The organism is Pseudomonas sp. BO3-4 (assembly GCF_034044115.1).
GTDB lineage: Bacteria > Pseudomonadota > Gammaproteobacteria > Pseudomonadales > Pseudomonadaceae > Aquipseudomonas > Aquipseudomonas alloputida.
Map to the genome: position 1 here is coordinate 1,897,336 of NZ_CP139018.1, position 21,068 is coordinate 1,918,403.

At 66.2% G+C, this 21,068-nt stretch carries 4 protein-coding genes; 2 read left to right on the top strand and 2 right to left on the bottom strand.

The features are described from left to right. Window position 1: 1 nt before the first annotated feature. Window positions 2–544, bottom strand: a complete 543-nt coding sequence (locus REH59_RS08800; protein ID WP_004573639.1) for a hypothetical protein — start codon at window positions 542–544, stop codon at window positions 2–4. Beyond that, window positions 541–1,737: a PepSY-associated TM helix domain-containing protein gene (locus REH59_RS08805; RefSeq protein WP_003254197.1), complete on the bottom strand. Its 1,197-nt coding sequence runs from the start codon at window positions 1,735–1,737 to the stop codon at window positions 541–543. The genes REH59_RS08800 and REH59_RS08805 overlap by 4 nt, the downstream gene beginning before the upstream one ends. A gap of 248 nt (window positions 1,738–1,985) precedes the next feature. Here REH59_RS08805 and REH59_RS08810 point away from each other — a divergent pair, with 248 nt between their 5' ends. Continuing rightward, window positions 1,986–17,678 carry a non-ribosomal peptide synthase/polyketide synthase gene (locus REH59_RS08810; RefSeq protein WP_265536622.1) on the top strand — a complete coding sequence of 5,231 codons (15,693 nt, stop codon included), beginning with the start codon at window positions 1,986–1,988 and terminating at the stop codon, window positions 17,676–17,678. Next, window positions 17,678–21,067 carry a non-ribosomal peptide synthetase gene (locus tag REH59_RS08815; RefSeq protein ID WP_014859541.1) on the top strand — a complete coding sequence of 1,130 codons (3,390 nt, stop codon included), beginning with the start codon at window positions 17,678–17,680 and terminating at the stop codon, window positions 21,065–21,067. Before REH59_RS08810 ends, REH59_RS08815 begins: the two co-directional genes overlap by 1 nt. Window position 21,068 lies beyond the last annotated feature (1 nt).

The following is a 21,068-nucleotide window of genomic DNA, read 5'->3' on the forward strand; positions in this document are numbered from 1 at the left end:
TCTAGCGGCTGCCAACCTGCGCCTGCAGCCAGGCAACTGTCGCCGGCGAGGCCTGGCTGAGGGGAATCGAAGCCTGGTGCACGCTGCCATCCCAGCCTTCCATGGTGATCCACAATTCAGCGTTGGGTCGGGTCTTGGCCGGAACCGGGACGGAAGCGCCCATGCTGTAGGGTGAACCGAAGAAGATGCTCCCGGCCGCGCGCAGGCTGCGTGGCTTACCCACCCGCAGGTAGGTGGCCTTCACTTCGCCGATACAGTGGTTGCACAGCGCCGCACTGAAACTCTTGAAATACCCGGCCGGGCCTTCCTGGCGGGGCGCCGACGCACGGAATTCGGCCAGGCGCAGGCTCCATGGGCCCACTGCGACCACACCCGCCTCACGCTCACCCAGCCCGGCTTCACCTTTGAACAACGCCTGGTCGGCAAAATACCTGGGCATGAACCCCAAGGGGATGAGTATCAGCAGGATGTTCAGGTGAAAGCGCCATTTCAGCCACAGGCGGCGTGAGGCCGAAGGTGCGTCGGTGGTGGTGGCTCGGCTCATCGGGCGGTCTCCGGCAGGTGGGCGTCTTGCGCGGCGTTGGCCGTTGGTGCGCTGCGCGGCTTGCGTTTCAGTGCGGCTGCAGTGGCCTGTGCGGTGCGCTTGCTCCAGATCAACAGGCCGCTGAGCACCATCAAGGTCAGCACCAGGCCAAAAACGAACCAGATCATCTTGACCCACAGCCCGCCGAAGTCGCCTGTGTGCAACGGGCGCATGGATTCGGTGACGAACTCCAGCGACGTGCGATCATCCAGGGTGTGCGAGGTGGCGACCACGCCTGTGTACGGGTTGATGCTGGCGCTTTGGAACATCAGCGGGTACCAGCCGCGGCCACGGATGTTGAAGGTGTCATAGGCATTGCCGGGCAGGCGCACGAAGGATGCCTCGAAGCCGGGGATCTGCGCCTTCACCGTTTCGATGGCATGCTCCAGGCTGACCAGCCGGGGCGCTTCGCCAGCCTGCAGCAGCGGTACGTCCTCGCGGGCCACCACGGCGGGGACGTCGCGGCTTGAGATCGAGATGTGGTTGTCGGCCAGCAACGCCTGGATCAGGAACCAGGTGCCGGTGATCGCGATCACGGCAATGAACCAGATCGACCAGATACCGCTCAGGCGATGGAAGTCACCCCAGAAGATGCGCGCACCTTGGCGAAAGCGCAGGGTAGGTTTCAGAAAGCCTTTCCAGAAGCGCTTGTAGACGACCAGGCCGGTGACCAGCGAGGCAAGCATCGGCAAGCCCAGCAGCGAGACCAGGTACCACCCCCACGGGTAGCCGTTGCCGAAAGGTACCAGCCACCAGCCATGCAAGGCGCGAGTGAACTGGCGGAAGTCGAAGGAAGGGCTGATGCCCTGGATCTTGCCTGTATAGGGGTTCACGTAGAGGTTCTGGGTGGTGTTGTCCGGTTGCACCACCTGCACCTGCAGCGCGAAGTGCGACTCGTCCGGGCGCATGATGTATTGCACATCCAGATCGGGGCGGGCTTCACGCAGGGCCTTGAGCACCTGGTCGTAAGTCAGCAGTGGCGCATCATCGCTCGGCTTCGCCGCGCGTATCTCCGGTTTGGCCAGCCACACCAGCTCTTGGCTGACCACTGCCAGGGTGCCGGTGAAGCAGACGATCAGCACGAAGAACCAGATGGGCAGGGCCAGCCAGCTGTGAACCAGGAACCAGAGTTTCGAGCGTGACTTTTTGGACATAGGGGCCGGTGCCTTGTGGTTTGGGGGGCTTGCGCGTCGATCCCTCGCGGTATGAGGAAAATCCCGCCGGTACCCTTATGACGCGCGAGGGCAGGCAAACCGGAAAACCGTCTGTCATGGCGAACCCCAGGCCCCCGCTGAGCCTGCCTTTGCCGGTGGCCGTGACGGGTTAATTTTCCCGGTGTTCCATCCGTTTCGTAGGGATAGCCGAGTTGTTACTCGAAACCCATGTGCACGGATGAAACCCGATGAATGTTGAGAAGTCCCTGAAGCTCGCCCGCCGTTTCATTGAGCTGCCGGTGGAAAAGCGGCGGCTGTTTCTCGAAACCCTGGCCAGCGAGGGTATCGACTTTTCACAATTTCCGATCCCTGCAGACGTCGCCGTCGACGATCGCCATGCACTGTCCTATGCCCAGCAGCGCATGTGGTTTCTGTGGCAACTGGACCCACACGGTGCCGCCTACAACCTGCCCAGTGCGGTGGTGCTGAAAGGGGCGCTGGACACCTCGGCGGTACAGCGCGCGTTCGAGCAGGTACTGCAGCGTCACCAGGCCCTGCGTACTGTGTTCCAGACCCAGGGTGACGACGTGGTGCAAGTGGTGCAGCCAGCGGCCATCGTCATTGAAGAACACGACCTTCAGGCGCTGGCCGCCGAAGCCCGCGACGCCGCCGTCGCGCAGGCGGTGCGGGACGAAGCCGGTTTGCCCTTCGACCTCCAGCAGGGCCCGCTGTTTCGCGTACGCTTGTTGAAGCTGGCGGCACAGGAGCATGTGCTGCTGTTGACCCTGCACCATATCGTCGCCGACGGCTGGTCGATGAACGTGCTCATCCAGGAATTCGTCCACGGCTACGACGCCTTGGTTCGCGGGCAGGTGCCGGTGCTGCCTGAGTTGCCGATCCAGTACAGTGACTATGCGCTGTGGCAGCGGCGTTGGCTGGAGGCCGGGGAGCAGGCGCGACAGCTGGCTTACTGGCAGGCCAAGCTGGGCGACCAGCACCCGGTATTGCAGTTGCCTGCCGACTACCCGCGCCCGCGGCATGCCAGCCGCCAGGGCCAGCGCCTGCCCATCGCGGTGCCACAGGGCCTGAGCGAGCGCCTGGCGGGCCTGGCGCGTCAGCAAGGGGTCACCTTGTTCAGTGTGCTGTTGGCCGGTTTCAAGCTGCTTTTGCAACATTACAGTGGCCTGCAGGACATCCGTGTCGGGGTGCCGGTCGCCAACCGCAATCGCGAAGAAGTCGAGGGGCTGATTGGCGTATTCGTCAACACCCAGGTGTTGCGCACCGAGCTCGACCCGCAGATGTCCGTCGCCCAATTGCTGGCCGATATCCGCGAAACCACCCGCGCGGCCCAGAGCCACCAGGATTTGCCGTTCGAGCGTTTGGTCGAAGGCCTGCAAGTCGAGCGCAGCCTCAGCCATACGCCGTTGTTCCAGGTGTTGCACAACCATCAGGCGAACGTCGCCGACATCGGCGCCTTGCGCAGCGAATCAGGCCTTGAGCTGCACGTGCTGGAGCGCCACGAGCGCAGTGTCCAGTTCGAGCTCACCCTCGATACCGTGGAGCGCGATGGCCAGGTGCAGGCCGCCTTCACCTATGCCCGCGAATTGTTCGCCCCGGCCACCATCGAACGTATGGCGAGCCATTGGCTGAACCTGTTGCAGGCCATGGCCGCCGACCCGCTGGCGGCCATCGGCGATTTACCGCTGCTGGGTGCCGGCGAGCGGCAGCGGCTGCTGCAGGCCAGCCAACCGGCCGCCAACGAGTTCGCCGTCGACAACATACTTGCGCTGTTCGCCGCGCAGGTGGCGCAGCAGCCGCAGGCCCCGGCACTGGTGTTCGGCGACCGGCAGCTGAGCTATGCCGAACTCGATGCCGATGCCAACCGGCTGGCACACCAACTGATCGAGTGGGGCGTCGGGCCTGAAGTACGGGTGGGTATTGCAGTCGAACGGTCGGTGGAGATGATCGTTGGCCTGCTGGCCATCCTCAAGGCCGGCGGTGCCTATGTGCCGTTCGACCCCGAATACCCGCAAGAGCGGCTTGCCTACATGCTCGACGACAGCGGTGTTCAACTGCTGCTGACCCAGCAGGCGCTGCTGCCCCGTCTACCGCAGGACACACAAGTGCGCTACCTGGTGCTCGACCAGGCAGCAGAGGAGCTGGCGCGCTTCAGTACGACGGCTCCGCCTGCACAGCTGAATGCCGATAACCTGGCCTATGTCATCTATACCTCGGGCTCTACCGGGCGTTCGAAGGGTGTCACCATCAGCCATGGCGCCCTGGCCAACTACGTGCAGGCGGCCTTGCAGCGCCTGGCGCTGGGCCGGGTCGCGAGCATGGCGGTGGTTTCCACGCTGGCGGCCGACCTTGGTCATACCACCCTGTTCGGCGCACTGTGCAGCGGCAGCTGCCTGCATGTGATTGCCCTGGACATCAGCCTGGACGCCGAGCGTTTCGCCGCCTACATGCACGCACACGCCGTGGACGTGCTGAAAATTGTCCCTTCCCACCTGCAGGCATTGCTCGATGGCCCGCACCCGGCCCGGGCACTGCCGCAGCGTGCGCTGGTGCTGGGCGGCGAGGCTTGCCCCGCCGGGCTGATGGCGCAACTGGCGCAGCTGGCCCCGCACTGCACGCTGTTCAACCATTACGGCCCAACCGAAACCACCGTGGGCGCGCTCGCTGATGCGGTCGAGGCGCCACCGGCGACGGGGCGTGCGCCGCTTGGGCGGCCGTTGGCCAACATGCAGGCTTATGTGCTGGACGCTTCGCTGCAACCGCTGAGCACCGGTTGCCAGGGCGAACTGTATCTTGCCGGTGCAGGGGTGGCGCGAGGCTATCACCGCCGCGCGGCGATGACCGCCGAACGCTTCGTGCCCAACCCGTTCGGGGCCGCCGGTAGCCGGGTGTACCGTACCGGCGATCTGGCGCGGCAGTTGGCGAACGGCCAGGTCGATTACCTGGGGCGGGTCGACCATCAGGTGAAGATTCGCGGTTACCGCATCGAACTGGGTGAAATCACCGACACCCTCAAGCGCCAGCCCCGTGTGCACGACGCCGTGGCCGTTATCCACGGCACCGGCAGCGCGGCCCGTATCGTTGCCTACGTGGTGCCCGACAGCCAGGCCGACGCCCCGCAGGTGCTTGCCGACGTACAAGCGGCGCTGGCCAGGCAGTTGCCGGACTACATGCTGCCGAGCCGCTTCATGGCATTGCCCGGCATGCCACTGACACTCAACGGCAAGCTCGATTTACGTGCCTTGCCGGTGCCTGACGAAGGCCCGGCACAGGCCTACCGTGCCCCGCAGACCACCTTGCAGCAGCAGCTGGCGCTGATCTGGCAGGACGTGCTGAACGTTGCCCAGGTCGGGCTTGACGACAACTTCTTCGCCCTGGGTGGGCATTCCCTGCTGGCGACGCAGATCATCGCCCGGGTCCGGCGCATCCTGGGGCGTGACGTACCGTTGCGCAGCCTTTTCGAAAGCAACTCGCTACAGGGCTTTGCCGAACAGGTACTGGGCGCTGGCGCGCAGCACGTCGAGCCGATCGCCGCGGTGCCGCGTGACCAGCCCCTGGTCGCGTCGCATGCCCAGCAGCGGCAATGGCTGTTCTGGCAGATGCAGCCGCACAGCACCGCCTACCACACACCTATGGTCGTGCGCCTGCGTGGCGAACTGGATCGCGCCGCATTGACCCAGGCCTTCGCGATCCTCTGCGAACGCCATGAAGCCTTCCGCACGACGTTCGTCGAGCGCGATGGCGTGTTGCTGCAGCGCATTCAGCCTGCGGGTGAATTACCGCTAACCTGGGACCGACTGCCGGCAACGGCCGAGCTGGCACACATACAGGCTCAGGTACTGGCCGAGACCCAGCGGCTGTTCGACCTGGGCACCGGCCCGTTGTGGCGCGCCAAGGTGCTGCAGTTGGGCGAGCAGGACCAGTTGCTGGTGGTCACCTTGCACCACATCATTTCCGATGGTGGTTCGATGAGCGTGATGGTGCGTGAGTTCGTTGCCCTGTACCAGGCCTTGCACCGGGGCGAGGCGCCGGCATTGGCCAGGCTGCCGATCCAGTACGCCGATTACGCCGCCTGGCACAAGCACTGGCTCGACCAGGGCGAGCTCCAGCGCCAGCTGGACTACTGGCGCGGGCAGCTGGGAAGCGAGCAGCCCATCCTGGAACTGCCAATCGACCACCCGCGCAGCGCGCTGAAAGACCACCGGCTGGGGCGCGTCGCGTTCGCCCTGGACAGCGAACTGGCGCAGCGCTTGCGGCAGTTGGCGCGTGAGCATGAGCTGACCCTGTTCCAGCTGTTCCTCGGGGCTTTTGCCCTGTTGTTGCAACGCTACTGCGAACAACCCGATGTGCGCATCGGCATACCGGTGAGCAACCGCAGCCGGCAAGAGCTGGAAAACGTCCTGGGCTTTTTCGTCAATACCTTGGTCATGCGCGTCGAAGTCGACCCGGCCATGAGCGGCGCGGCGCTGCTCAGCCAGGTCAAGGCCACGGCGCTGGCCGGCCAGGCGCATCAGGACCTGCCGTTCGACCGCCTGGTCGAGGCCTTGAACCCGCAACGCTCGCTGGACCGCAACCCGCTGTTCCAGGTGATGTACAACCACCTCAGCATTGCCGGCCAGCAGGTTGGCAGCACCAGCCTGGCAGGTTTGCATGCCGAGGAAATGACCCTGCAGGGTGGCACCGCGCAATTCGACCTGACCCTGGAAACGCTGGAGACCGACGCGGCGATCAACGTGTCGTTCCTCTACGCTGCCGAGCTGTTCGAAGCCGCTACCCTGCAACGCATGGCTGAGCACTGGTGCAACTTGCTGCGCGGCCTTGCTGCCGACCCAGCCCAGGCTGTCGGCGAGCTGCCGTTGTTGGCGCCCCAGGAGCAGGCGGCACTGTTGCAGGGCTGGCAACAGGCGGGGCTCGCGGCCGCGCCGGCGGCGGTTCACCAGCTGATTGCCGAGCAGGCCCGGCGCCAACCGCAAGCGGTAGCGCTGCTGATCGGCGACCAGCAACTGAGCTACGGCCAGCTTGAGGCCCGGGCCAACCAGCTGGCACACCGCCTGCGGGCGCTGGGTGTCGGCCCCGACGTGCTGGTGGGCATCGCCCTGGAGCGTTCGCTCGACATGGTTGTCGGTTTGCTGGGCATTCTCAAGGCCGGGGGCGCGTTCCTGCCGCTGGACCCCCAGTACCCGGCAGAGCGCCTGGCCTACATGATGCAGGACAGCGGCATCGACCTGTTGCTCAGTCACAGCCGGGTGCTGCCGGGCCTGGACGTGCAGGCCGGCATGCGTACGCTGCTGCTCGACCAACGGGTTGAGCAGCCGGGCGCCGACCATGCACCCACCGTGGCATTGAACCCGCAAAACCTGGCCTACGTGATCTACACCTCGGGTTCTACCGGCCAGCCCAAAGGCGTTGCGGTCGCACACGGGCCGCTGGCCATGCACTGCCTGGCCACTGGCCAATGGTACGAAATGACCCCGGCGGACCGTGAGCTGCATTTCCTGTCGTTTGCCTTCGACGGTGCTCATGAACGCTGGCTGACCTCGCTGGTCATGGGTGGCAGCCTGCTGCTGCGCGACGATGAGCTGTGGAGCCCCGAGCGCACCTACGAGGAGATACGCCGGCATGGGGTGACCATGGCCGGATTCCCGCCGGCCTACCTGCAACAGCTGGCCGAGCATGCGGCGCATGCCGGTAACCCTCCACCGGTTCGTCTTTACAGCTTTGGCGGCGATGCCATGCCGCGGGCGACTTACGAGCGGGTGCAGCAAAGCCTGCAACCCCAGGTGATGATCAATGGGTATGGCCCCACCGAGACCGTGGTCACGCCGATGGTCTGGCGTACCCGCGCCGGGGATCATTGCGACAGCGCCTATGCACCGATCGGCCAGCCTGTCGGCGAGCGCAGTGCGTGTGTGCTGGACGCCGCCCTGGGCCTGCTGCCAGCAGGCGTGGCCGGGCAGCTGTACCTGGGCGGTGCCGGCCTGGCCCGCGGCTACCTGGGGCGCCCGGGGCTGACGGCCGAGCGCTTCGTGCCCGACCCGTTTGGCACCGAGGGTGCGCGCCTGTACCGCACCGGTGACCAGGTTCGCCTGCGCGCCGACGGGCAGTTCGATTACCTGGGGCGGATCGATAACCAGGTAAAAATCCGCGGCTTCCGTGTCGAACTGGGCGAAATCGAGGCGTGCCTGCTGGCCTGCGCCGAGGTGCGCGAGGCCGTGGTGGTAGCCGTCGACGGCCCAAGCGGCAAGCAGCTGGCGGCTTACCTGGTGCTGGCCGATAGCATTGCCGCACACGGGCCGGCCGAGCAGCGCGAGCAGCTGAAGGCGGCGCTGCGCCAGAGCCTGCCGGACTACATGCTGCCGACCCACTGGCTGGTGCTGGAGCAACTGCCGTTGCTGCCCAACGGCAAGCTCGACCGCAAAGCACTGCCGGCACCCGACTTCAGCGCCCTGCAGCAGGCCTACGTGGCGCCACGCAATGCCCTGGAGCAACGTCTTGCCGCGTTGTGGCAGCGCGTGCTGAAGCTGCCGCAGGTGGGCGTGAGTGACAACTTCTTCGAGCTCGGGGGCGACTCGATCATCTCGATCCAGCTGGTCAGTCGGGCGCGGCAGGACGGCCTGCTGTTCAGTGTCCGTGATCTGTTCGAGCATCAGACCGTGGCCGCACTGGCCAGCGTTGCCCAGGTCGGCGCATGCGAGGTGCAAGCCGACCAGGGGCCGCTCAGTGGCGAGCAGGTGCTGCTACCGGTGCACCAGCTGTTCTTTGCCCAGGAGATTCCGGCACGTCACCACTGGAACCAGTCGATCCTGCTTGAACCACGGCAGCCTTTGAACGCTGCTGACCTGGACCAGGCCCTGCACGCCCTGGTCGAGCACCATGATGCCTTGCGCCTGAGCTTTGCGCCCGCCGATGACAGCTGGAAGGCGCGCTACCGCAGCCCTGCCCAGTGCGCCCAGGCGGCGCTGCTATGGCAGGCCGCGGTGGCCGACGAAGGTACGTTGCAAAGCTTGGTAGAGCAGGCGCAGCGCAGCCTTGACCTGGAAAACGGGCCATTGCTGCGTGCCTTGCTGGCAACGCTGGCGGACGGCAGCCAGCGCTTGCTGTTGGTCGTTCATCACCTGGTGGTGGATGGGGTGTCATGGCGCATCCTGCTGGAGGACCTGCAACAGGCCTACGCTGCCGTGCTTGCGGGTAACCAGCCGAACCTGCCCGCCAAGAGCCATTCCATGCAGGCATGGGCCAAGCGCTTGTGGGGGCATGCAGCGCACATGCAGGGCCAGCTTGGCTACTGGTGCGAGCAGTTGCAGGGGCGCGCCGCACTGCCACGTCGGCAGGTCAGCGACCTGGCCGCAGCCAATCAGCAGTGCCACGCCCACACGGTTTACAGCCGCCTGGACCGGGCATGGACCGAGCGGCTGCTGCGCGAGGCGCCGGCCGCCTACCGCACACGGGTCAACGACCTGCTGCTGGCAGCCTTGGTGCGGGTGATTGCAGGCTGGACCGGGCGCGACGAAGTGTCGGTGCTGCTGGAAGGTCATGGCCGTGAAGCACTGTTCGACGACCTGGACCTCAGCCGCACGCTCGGCTGGTTCACCACGGTGTTCCCGCTGACGCTGGCGGTGCCCAGTGAGCTTTCCCACACCTTGAAGCAGGTCAAGCAGCACCTGCACAGCATTCCCGACAACGGCATCGGTTTCGGGGTGCTGGGCCAATGGGGCAGCGCCGAGGCGCGCCAGCAACTGGGCCATGCACCGCTGCCGGAAATCACCTTCAACTACTTGGGCCAGTTCGATGGCAGCTTCGATCAGGCCGAAGCGCTGTTCGTGCCGGCCAAGGAAGACAAGGGCGCCGATCACGACGCGCAGGCGCCGCTGGGCAACCTGTTGAGCCTCAATGGCCAGGTGTACGGCGGTGAGCTGAGCCTGGGCTGGACGTTCAGCCGCGAGCTGTTCGATAGCGCCACCCTTGAGCGCCTGGCCGCAGATTACACCCGCGAGTTGCAGGCGTTGATCGAGCACTGCTGCACACCGGGGGTGTGCGGTGTAACGCCGTCCGACTTCCCGCTGGCGCGCCTGTCGCAGACCCAGCTGGACCAACTGCCAGTGCCCGCGGCCGAGATCGCCGACCTCTATCCGCTGGCGCCGATGCAGCAGGGCATGCTGTTCCACGCCTTGTACGAGCAGCAGGCGGGGGATTACGTGAACCAGATGCGCGTCGATGTCGACGGCCTGGATGTCGAGCGTTTCCGCCGTGCCTGGGAGGCTGTACTGCAGCGCCACGATATCTTGCGCACGCAGTTCCACTGGGAACACGAGCAGGCCCTGCAGGTGGTACGCAAACACGTTGAACTGCCGTTCGTGGTGCACGACTGGCAGGGGCGCGAAGGCCTTGAGGCTGCCCTCGAGCAACTGGCACTCGACCAGCGCCAGCAGGGCTTCGACCTCAGCCAGGCGCCGTTGCTGCGCCTGGCGCTGGTGCGCACCGGTCCGGCCCGACAGCACTTGCTCTATACCAGCCATCACATCCTCATGGATGGCTGGAGCAACTCCCAGCTGTTGGGCGAAGTGCTGCACCAGTACGCCCTGCTGGGCGACGGTCAGCCCTCGGCATTGCCACCGGTCACCAGCCGCTACAGCGATTACATCGGCTGGCTGGGCCGGCAGGACGCCGCTGCCGGTGAAGCGTTCTGGAAAGACTGTCTGCGCGACCTGCAAGGGCCCACCCGCCTGGCGCAGGCCATTGCCTACGAGGCCCAGGCCGAAGCCGGGCAGGGCTACGCCGAGCATGTGCAGGTGATCGATGCCGCCACCACCGGGCAGCTGGTGGCACTGGCGCGCCAACACAAGGTCACCCTCAACACCTTGCTGCAGGGTGCCTGGCTGTTGCTGCTGCAACGCTATACCGGGCAGGACAGCGTCACGTTCGGGGCCACGGTTGCCGGGCGCCCGGCGGCGCTCAAGGGCATCGAGCAGCAGGTGGGCCTGTTCATCAACACCTTGCCGGTCACTGCCAGCCCGGCCCCGCAGCTGCCGTTCGCGCAATTCCTGCAGCAGCTGCAGGCGCAGAACGTGGCCATGCGCGAGTTCGAACACACTCCGCTGTTCGACATCCAGCGCTGGAGCGGGCAGGGCGGCGAGGCCCTGTTCGACAACATCCTCGTCTTCGAGAACTACCCCGTTTCCGAAGCACTGCAGCAGGGTGCCCCGGCAGGCTTGAGCTTCGGCGAGGTCTACAGCCGCGAACAGACGCATTACCCGCTGACCTTGTCGATCAGCCAAGGGCAGACCTTGCAGTTGCACTACAGCCATGCGCTGGAGCATCTGCAGCGCCCGGCGCTGGCTGCGCTGGCGGACAACTTCCAGCATGTGCTGCAGCAGTGCCTGAGCTTGCCGCTGGACAGCTGCCTGGGCGCGTTCTGCCTGGTAGCCCCTGCCACCCGCGAAGGGCTGTTGCAGCACGTCAACCAAACGGCTGCCGATTACCCGCTGCAGCACAGTTATGCCGAGCTGTTCGAAGCGCAGGTGGCCCGTACCCCGCAGGCGGTCGTTGCGCGCTGCGGCGACCGGCAGTACAGCTACAGCGAGCTCAACCGCTGTGCCAACCGTGTGGCCCATGGGCTGATTGCGCTGGGGGTCGGGCCTGACCAGCCAGTGGCATTGCTGGCGCAGCGCAGCCTTGAGCTGCTGGGCATGATGGTGGGCACCTTCAAGGCCGCCGCCGGCTACCTGCCACTGGACCCTGGCCTGCCACAACAACGCCTGAGCCATATTGTCGCCTTGAGCCGCACCCCGGTGCTGCTCTGCACCGAGGCGTGCCAGGCGCAGGCCGAGGCCTTGCTGGACGCACTGGACGAAGCACGGCGGCCGCAGCTGCTGGTGCTGGAAACCCTCGACCGGCCTGGCAGCGCCGAGCACGATCCGCAGCGCTACAGTGGCCCGCAGCACCTGGCGTACGTGATCTACACCTCGGGCTCGACTGGGCAGCCCAAAGGGGTGATGGTCGAGCAGGCGGGCATGCTCAACAACCAACTGAGCAAGGTGCCTTACCTGGGCCTGGGGCCGGACGACGTGATCGCCCAGACTGCGTCGCAGAGCTTCGACATCTCCGTGTGGCAGTTCCTTGCAGCGCCACTGTTTGGCGGCTGTGTGCAGATTGTGCCAAACGAACTGGCCCATGATCCCGAAGCCTTGCTGCAGCACGTGCGCGAGCAGCGCATCAGTGTGCTCGAGAGTGTGCCGTCGTTGATCCAGGGTATGTTCCAGGCCCCGGCCATTGCCGTGCCGTCGCTGCGCTGGATGCTGCCCACTGGCGAAGCGCTGGCGCCGGAGCTCGCTCGTCAATGGTTGCAGCGCTATCCCGATGTCGGGCTGGTCAATGCCTATGGGCCGGCCGAATGTTCCGATGACGTGGCGTTCTTCCGCGTCGACCTGGCGAGCACGCAAGGCGTGTACCTGCCCATTGGCAGCCCCACCGACAACAACCGCCTGTATGTGCTGGACGCCGCGCTGGAGCTGGCGCCGCTGGGCGTCACCGGAGAGCTGTGCGTGGCAGGAACCGGCGTGGGCCGTGGCTATGTCGGCGACCCACTGCGTACTGCCCAGGCCTTTATTCCGCACCCTTGCGGGGCGCCCGGCGAGCGCCTGTACCGCACTGGCGACCTGGCCCGGCGCCGTGCCGACGGCGTGCTGGAATACGTCGGCCGGGTCGATCACCAGGTCAAGATCCGCGGTTTCCGTATCGAGCTGGGCGAAATCGAAGCCGCGTTGCTCGACAGCGATCAGGTACGCGAGGCGGTGGTGATGGCCCAGCCCGGCGCCAACGGGCCGCAGTTGGTGGCCTATTGTGTGGCGGATGACGCTGTGGCTGCCGACGCGCTCAAGCAACAGCTCAAAGCCAGCCTGAAAACCCGTCTGCCCGACTACATGGTACCCGTGCACTGGGTGCTGATGGCGCGCCTGCCGCTGACGCCGAACGGCAAGGTAGACCGCAAGGCGCTGCCGCTGCCGGACATGAGTCAGGCACGCCAGGCCTATGTTGCCCCGCGCAGTGAACTGGAGCAGCAGCTGGCCGCGATCTGGCAGGACGTGCTCAAGCTTGAGCAGGTGGGGCTGGACGACAACTTCTTTGAACTGGGTGGCGATTCGATCGTTTCCATCCAGGTGGTCGGGCGCGCCCGCCAGGCCGGCATCGCCTTCAGCCCCAAGGATGTTTTCGAGCAGCAGACGGTGCAGGGCCTGGCGCGTGTCGCTCGGCGGGGTGCCGCTCAGCAGCAGATCGACCAGGGCCCGGTCAGCGGTGAGCTGCACCTGCTGCCGGCCCAGGCCGAATTCTTCGCGCTGGCTATTCCCGAGCGCCATCACTGGAACCAGTCGGTGCTGCTGGACGCCCTGCAGCCGCTGGATGCCGACCGGCTGGAACACGCCCTGCACCAGTTGGTGGTACACCATGACGGCTTGCGCCTGAAGTTCGACCAAAGCGAACAGGGCTGGCGCGCCAGCTTCGGCGAAGCGCACGTGCGCCACGCGCTGTTGTGGCAGCGTGACTGTGCCGATGCGCAGGCGCTGGAGGCACTGTGCGACCAGGCCCAGGCCAGCCTGTGCCTGGGCAGTGGCGACCTGGTGCGTGCGGTGCTGGTAACGCAACCGGGCGAGTGCCAGCGCTTGTTGCTGGTGATCCATCACCTGTTGGTCGACGGGGTGTCCTGGCGAATTCTGCTGGAAGACTTGCAGCGTGCCTATCGTCAATGCGTGGCGGGCCAAACGGTGGTGCTGCCGGCCAAGACCAGTTCGCTCAGGGACTGGGCCGGGCAGTTGCAAGCCTATGCTGGCAGCGCAGGGCTTGGCAGCGAGCTGGCGTACTGGCAGGCGCAGTTGCAGCACGACCACGCCGAGCTGCCCTGCGACCACCCGGGCGCCGGGCAACAACGCCGACGTGCGCGCACGGTCAGCACGCAACTTGACCGCGAAGTGACCCGGCAGTTTCTGCAAGAGGCTCCGGCCACCTATCGTACTCAGGTCAACGACTTGCTGCTGACTGCGCTGGCGCGCGTGGTGGGTCGCTGGAGCGGCCAGGCCGCGACGCTGATTCAGTTGGAAGGGCATGGCCGCGAAGAACTGTCCGCCGACCTTGACCTCAGCCGAACCGTCGGCTGGTTCACCAGCCTGTACCCGGTGTGCCTGCGCGTCGAGGGCGAGCTGGGCGCGTCGATCAAGCAGGTCAAGGAGCAGTTGCGCGCCATCCCCAACAAAGGCCTGGGTTACGGTGTGCTGCGTTACCTTGGCAGTGACGAGCAGCGTCAGGCCCTGCAAGGCCTGGCAACACCACGCATCACCTTCAACTACCTGGGGCAGTTCGACGCCAGCTTCGATGGCGCCGGTGATGCCTTGCTGCAACCTTCCCGGCTGGGCGTCGGCGCCGAGCAGAGCGCTGACGCGCCGCTGGAAAACTGGCTCAGCCTCAATGGCCAGGTCTATGGCGGCGAGCTGCGCATGGGCTGGACGTTCAGCCTCGACCTGTTTGACGAACAGACCGTGCAACGCCTGGCGGACGATTACGGGCGCGAGCTGCGCAGCCTGGTCGAGCATTGCCTGCAGGCCAACGAGGCCGGTGAACAGGGCATGACACCTTCGGACTTCCCGCTGGCGGGCCTGAGCCAGGCCCAGCTCGATGCGTTGCCGGTACCGGCGGCGCAAGTCGAAGACATCTACGCGCTGTCGCCGATGCAGCAAGGCATGCTGTTCCACTCGCTGTACGAGCAGGGCAGCGGTGACTACATCAACCAGATGCGTGCCGATGTGCAGGGGCTGGATGCCGAACGGCTGCGGGCCGCCTGGCAGGCAGTCTACGACCGTCACGAGGTGCTGCGCGCCAGTGTGCTGTGGCAGGGCCAGCAGCAACCGTTGCAGGTGATCCACAAGCACCTGGCCGTGGCGCTGGTGTACCAGGATTGGCGCGAGCGGCGGGAGCTGCCCACCGCGCTCGACCAGTTGGCCAACGCCGAACGCCTGCGCGGGTTCGACCTGGGCAAGGCGCCGCTGCAACGCATCCAGGTCATCCGCATTGGCGACGATCGCTACCACCTGATCGATACCAACCACCACATCCTCATGGACGGTTGGAGCTATTCGCAGCTGCTGGGGGAGGTACTCGAACAATACGGCGCCCAGGCCCGCGGCGAGCCTCGCCCAGCGGCGCCGGCAGGGCGCTACCGCGATTACATCGGCTGGTTGCAGCGCCAGGATGCGCAGGCCAGCGAGCAGTTCTGGAAAGCCCGCCTGGCGGACCTGGAACAGCCCACACTGCTCAGCCGCAGCCTGGCGACCGGCCAGCCATTGGCCGAAGCCGACGTGGCCGGGCAGGGGCAGGTTGTCTTGCTGCGTGATCGCCAGCAAACCCGCCAGCTCAGCGATTTTGCCCGGCAGCACAAGGTCACGCTCAACACCTTGATGCAAGGGGCCTGGTTGTTGCTGTTGCAGCGTTATACCGGGCAGGCGGCGGTCGCATTCGGTGTCACCGTAGCAGGCCGTCCTGCCGAGCTGCGCGGCGTCGAAGCGCACATCGGGCTGTTCATCAACACCTTGCCAGTGGTTGCCAGCCCGCGCCCGGAACAACCCGTGGTGCAATGGCTGCAAGCGTTGCAAAGCCTCAACCTGCAATTGCGTGAACACGAACACACGCCATTGTTCGAGATCCAGCGCTGGGCCGGTCACGGCGGCGAGGGGCTGTTCGACAGCATCATGGTGTTCGAGAACTACCCGGTCTCGGAGATCCTCCAGCAAACGGCACCCGAGGGGCTGCGTTTCGATGCAGTGCACAACCATGAGCAGGCCAACTACCCATTGACCCTGGCGGTCAACCAGGGCGAGACGCTGTCGGTGACCTTCGGCTACGACCGTGGCTGTTTCGCTGCCGTGCAGGTCGAGCAACTGGCTGGCCACCTGCGACAGTTGCTGGAGCAGATTGTCGAGGCCTCGGCGCACCAGGCGCTGGGCAGCCTGACGCTGCTCGATGCGCAACAGCAGCAGGCCACCTTCGCCCAGTGGAACCCGGCCCCCGCTGAGCACCCGGCCGACCAGGCCCTGCACAGCCGCATCGAGGCCCAGGTGCAGCGCACCCCCGATGCCATCGCTGTCACCTGCGAGGGCCAGGCCCTGAGCTATGCCCAGCTCAACCAGCGTGCCAACGCCCTGGCCCGGCGCCTGGTCGACGACGGGGTCGGGCCCGACGTGCTGGTCGGCCTGGCTGCCGAGCGCTCGCTGGACATGGTCGTTGGCATCTTCGCCATCCTCAAGGCTGGCGGTGCCTATGTGCCGCTGGACCCGGCCTACCCGGCCGACCGTTTGGCCTACATGATCGAAGACAGCGGCCTGCAGCGCGTGCTGGCCCAGCCCCAGGTGCTGGCCAGCCTGCCGGTGCCGGCAGGCGTGCGCGTGCTCAGCCTGGCAAGCAACGATGACAGCACCCAGGCCGACCCGCTGGCCTGCTCGCCGGTCACGGTCAGCCCGGACAACCTCGCCTACGTGATCTACACCTCCGGTTCCACCGGCAAGCCCAAGGGCGTGCTGCTGCCGCAGCGCAACGTGCTGCGCCTGTTCACGGCCACCGACGCCGACTTCCGCTTCGGCAGCGACGACGTGTGGAGCCTGTTCCACTCCTATGCCTTCGACTTCTCGGTGTGGGAAATCTTCGGCGCCCTGCTGTACGGCGGGCGCCTGGTGATTGTGCCGCAGCACACCAGCCGTTCACCCGAGGCCTTCTACCAGTTGCTGGCCGATGAACAGGTCACGGTGCTGAACCAGACCCCGTCGGCGTTCAAGCAACTGATGGCGGTGGCCACCACGGCCGAGCCGCAGCGGCCACTGGCACTGCGCAGCGTGGTGTTCGGGGGCGAGGCGCTGGACGTCAACAGCCTGGCACCGTGGTTCGAACGCTTCGGCGACCGCCAGCCGCAGCTGGTGAACATGTACGGCATCACCGAAACCACCGTGCATGTCAGCTACCGGCCGCTGTCGCTGGCTGACCTGGGCAAGGCGGCCAGCAGCCCGATGGGCGTGCCGATCCCCGACCTGTCCTGGTATGTGCTCGACGGCGACCTGAACCCGGTAGCCAAAGGCTGCATCGGCGAGCTGTACGTGGGCCGCGCTGGCCTGGCGCGCGGCTACCTCAAGCGCAGCGACCTGAGCGCCACGCGCTTCGTGCCGGACCCGTTCGGTGCCCCTGGCGGGCGCCTGTACCGCACCGGTGACCTGGCGCGCTACCACGCCGACGGGGTGATCGAATACGCCGGGCGCATCGACCACCAGGTGAAGATCCGCGGCTTCCGCATCGAGCTGGGGGAAATCGAAGCCCGCCTGCAGGCCCAGCCGCAGGTGCGCGAGGCCCTGGTGCTGGCCCAGGAAGGCGCGACCGGCCAGCAGCTGGTGGCCTACCTGATCCCCGCTGCCGAGGTAGCACTGGAGCAGCAGGCCGGGCTGCGCGCGCAGCTGCGCGAACAGTTGAAGGAAGCGCTGCCGGACTACATGGTCCCGGCGCACCTGCTGCTGCTCGACCGGTGGCCGCTGACGGCCAACGGCAAGCTCGACCGCAAGGCCTTGCCCAAGGCCGATGCCAGCCTGTTGCAGCACGGTTATCGCGCCCCGCGCAGCGAGCTTGAACAGCAGCTGGCAGCCATCTGGCAGGACGTGCTCAAGCTTGAGCAAGTGGGCCTGGACGACCACTTCTTCGAACTGGGCGGCCATTCATTGCTGGCCGTGAGCGTGGTATCGCGGGTGCAACTGGAACTCGGCCTGAGCCTGACCCCGCAACTGATTTTCCAGCACCCGACCCTGGCGAGCTTCGCCGAACAGCTGGCCCAGGCATCTGCGCCGGCGGACACACAAACACTCAGCAAGCTGTCGGCTCTGCTGGACGAAATGGAGGAGGTGTGATGGACACCGCAGTCGCCACGAAAATTGCTCAGCGCTTCATCAATCTGCCGCTGGAAAAGCGTCGCCAATACCTGCAGAAAATGCTTGAAGAGGGCGTATCCCCGGCCAACCTGCCCATTCCGCTGGTGCGCGACGACACCACCGTGGTGCCGTTGTCGTTTGCCCAGGAGCGCCAATGGTTCCTGTGGCAGATGGAGCCTCAGGGCACTGCCTACAACATCGGGGTCAGCCTGCGCCTGCATGGCCCGCTGAACCTGCAGGCCTTGCAAGGCAGTTTCGATGCGCTGCTGGCGCGGCACGAGAGCTTGCGCACCACGTTCACCCATGACAGCCGCGACGGTGGCCCACGCCAGCAAATCGCCCCACAGCTGACGGTAGCGATCGAATGCCGTGAGCGCGGTGTGGGCGATGAGCAGGCGCAGATTCAGGCCTTCGTCGAAGCCCATCGGGAGCAGCCGTTCGACCTGCAACACGGCCCCGTGTTGCGCGTGGCGTTGCTGCGCCTGGCGGCCGAGGACCATGTGCTCAGCCTGGTGGTGCACCACATCGCCGCTGACGGCTGGTCGCTGAAGGTCATGGTCGATGAACTGCTGCAGGGTTACAGTGCCTGCTGCCAAGGGCATGCCGTGGCTGTTCGGCCGCTGCCCATCCAGTACGCCGACTATGCCATCTGGCAACGGCGCTGGATGGAGGCCGGTGAGCGCGAGCGGCAGCTGGCCTATTGGCAAGCGCAACTGGGTGGCCAGCAGCCGGTGCTGGAACTGCCGACCGATCGGCCCCGCCCGGGGCTGATGAGCTACCGCGGCGCACGGCACGACTTCAGCTTGCCGGCCGAACTGTGCCAACGCCTGCAAGACCTGGCCCGCCACGAAGGGGTGACCTTGTTCGTGCTGTTGCTGGCCGCGTTCCAGGCCTTGCTGCAGCGCTACAGCGGGCAGCAGGACATTCGCGTGGGTGTGCCCATCGCTAACCGCAACCGGGTAGAAACCGAAGGGTTGATCGGGTTTTTCGTCAACACCCAGGTGCTGCGCGCGCAATTCGAGCCGCAGCAGACCTTCCGCGCGCTGTTGCAGCAAGCCCGCCAGGCCGCCAGCGACGCCCAGGCCCATCAAGAGCTGCCGTTCGAACAACTGGTCGAAGCCTTGCAGCCGGGGCGCAGCCTGAGCCACAGCCCGTTGTTCCAGGTCATGTTCAACCACCAGCGCCAGGGCAATGGCCAGCAGGCTGCCAGCGACACAGCGCTGCGTATCGAGGCTTTGCCTGGTGAAACGCGCACCGCGCCGTTTGACCTCACCCTGGAAACCTTCGAAGCGCCAGGGCAGATCGGCGCCTCGCTCAACTACGCCACCGATCTGTTCGATGCCACGACCGTGGCGCGCATGGCCGGGCACTGGCTGCAATTGCTGGACGGCATCGTGGCCGACGCGGGTCAGCGAATCGCTGCGTTGCCACTGCTCAGCGACAGCGAGCTGGACGTGATCGGGCAAGCCTGGAATGACACGGCGGTGCCGGTTGCCGACGCCTGTATCCAGCACCTGATCGAGCAGCGTGCCCATGCCACGCCGCATGCACCGGCGGTGCAGTTCGAAGACCAGACGCTGAGCTACCAGCAACTCAACGAACACGCCAACCGCCTGGCCTGGCGCCTGATCGAAGGCGGCGTGGGGCCGGACGTCAAAGTCGGGGTGGCCCTCGAACGCTCGCCACAGATGCTCGTCGCCTTGCTGGCCGTGCTCAAGGCCGGGGGTGCCTATGTACCGCTGGACCCCCACTACCCGGACGAGCGGCTGGCCTACATGATGGAGGACAGCGGCATCAGGCTGCTGCTGACCCAGCCGTCGCTCCAGGCACGCCTGCCGATACCGGCCACGGTCCAGTGCCTGTTGCTGGCGCCCGAGCACCCGCTGGGCAGTGGCTGCAACGTGGCAGCCTACGGTGTGCACAACCCGCAGCCGCAGCTGTCGGCCGAGCACCTTGCCTACATGATCTACACCTCGGGCTCCACCGGCAGGCCAAAAGGGGTGATGGTGCCCCACGGCGCGCTGGTCAACTTCATCGCCAGCATGGCCAAGGCGCCGGGGCTGGCTACCGGCGATCGCCTGTTGTCGTTGACCACGTTCTCGTTCGATATCTTCGGGCTGGAGTTGTACTTGCCGCTGGTGCAGGGCGCCTGCGTGGTCCTGGCCGGTCCGGATACCGCACAGGACCCGCAGCGGGTGCTGGAGCTGGTAGCGCAGCAGTCAGTGACCGTGCTGCAGGCCACCCCTTCGACCTGGCGCATGCTGCTAGACAGCGGCCGCGGCGAGGTGCTGGCCGGCTGCACGAAGCTGTGTGGCGGCGAAGCGCTGAGCGATGACCTGGCCCAGCGGCTGCTGGCCCTGGGCGGGCCGTTGTGGAACCTGTACGGGCCGACCGAAACCACCATCTGGTCGGCGCTGCACCGCTTGCAGCCCGCCAGGCCGCAGGCGTTGCTAGGCAGGCCGTTGGACAATACCCGGCTCTACCTGCTGGGTGAGGACCTGGCGCCAGTCCCTGTTGGCGTTGCCGGCGAGCTGCTGATTGGCGGGGCGGGGCTGGCGCGCGGGTATTACCAGCGGCCAGGGCTGACCGCCGAGCGTTTCGTCCCCGACCCGTTCGCCGGGAACGGTGAACGGCTTTACCGCACCGGCGACCTGGCGCGTTACCGGGCCGAGGGTGTGGTGGAATACCTCGGGCGAATCGACCAGCAAGTGAAGATGCGTGGCTATCGTATCGAACTCGGTGAAATCGAGGCACAACTGGCGCGTCATCCCGCCATTCGCGAAGCGGCGGTAGTCGCCCGGCCAGGGCCTGGTGGCCAGCAGCTGGTGGCTTACCTGGTGCCGCAGGACGTGGCCGTGGTCGACGATGCGCAAACGCGGGAGGCACTGGGCGAGGCGCTGAAGCGGCAACTGCGCAGCGCGTTGCCGGAGTACATGGTGCCGACCTGGACGACGTTCGTCGCAACCTTCCCCCACACCCCCAATGGCAAGCTTGACCGCAACCGCCTGCCAGCCCCTGACCTGAGTGTCGCCCGGGTGGCCTACCTGGCACCCCAGAGTGAGCTGCAGCAGCAAGTGGCGCAGATCTGGCAGGAGGTGCTGCACGTCGATCAGGTCGGCCTTGCCGACAACTTCTTCGACCTCGGCGGGCATTCACTGCTGGCCACCCAGGTCACCGTGCGCCTGCGTGAGCAGTTGAAGCTGGAAACAGCGGTCAAGGCGCTGTTCACCACCCACGACCTGCAAACCTACTGCGCCGAGATCGCTGGTGCTCAGCCGCACACCCAGGCGGTCAACGATGCCTTGGCTAAATCCTTGGAGGCCCTCAAACGTCTATCAGCCGAAGATCTGGAAAATCTGATCTCTTGAC

What these genes read in the sequence shown, in the direction of transcription:
- REH59_RS08800 (WP_004573639.1), bottom strand. Translation starts at nt 544, where the DNA reads ATGAGCCGAGCCACCACCACCGACGCACCTTCGGCCTCACGCCGCCTG.
- REH59_RS08805 (WP_003254197.1), bottom strand. Translation starts at nt 1,737, where the DNA reads ATGTCCAAAAAGTCACGCTCGAAACTCTGGTTCCTGGTTCACAGCTGG.
- REH59_RS08810 (WP_265536622.1), top strand. Translation starts at nt 1,986, where the DNA reads ATGAATGTTGAGAAGTCCCTGAAGCTCGCCCGCCGTTTCATTGAGCTG.
- REH59_RS08815 (WP_014859541.1), top strand. Translation starts at nt 17,678, where the DNA reads ATGGACACCGCAGTCGCCACGAAAATTGCTCAGCGCTTCATCAATCTG.